This is a genomic window from Pseudomonas kielensis (assembly GCF_014236655.1).
In the GTDB taxonomy this organism is placed as follows: Bacteria; Pseudomonadota; Gammaproteobacteria; order Pseudomonadales; family Pseudomonadaceae; genus Aquipseudomonas; species Aquipseudomonas kielensis.
Map to the genome: position 1 here is coordinate 1 of NZ_JACMYG010000120.1, position 312 is coordinate 312.

The 312-nt window shown below is 63.8% G+C and carries 1 protein-coding gene; it reads left to right on the forward strand.

The features are described 5' to 3' along the window. A partial coding sequence (locus tag H7995_RS28285; RefSeq protein WP_185819346.1) for a hypothetical protein occupies nt 1-312 on the forward strand: 312 nt, incomplete at both ends.

Sequence of the window (312 nt, forward strand, 5' to 3'; positions counted from 1 at the left end):
AACCCTGACCCTGACCGTGCACAACAACGACGATCCAGTGCTGATCGACGGCCTCAAGGTCCAGGGCGGGGAATTGACCGTCTACGAACGAGCCCTCAGCGACGGCTCGACCCCAGGCACCCCGGCACTGACCCAAAGCGGCACCTTCACCGTCACCGCACTGGATGGGGTGCAGACCCTGACCGTGGGCGGGATCAACGTGGTGACTGCAGGCGTCACCGCCGGCTTCCCACAAACTTTTACCACTGCGCTGGGCAACACCCTGACCATCACCGGCTACGACGCGGCGACTGGGGTGGTGAGTTACAGCTA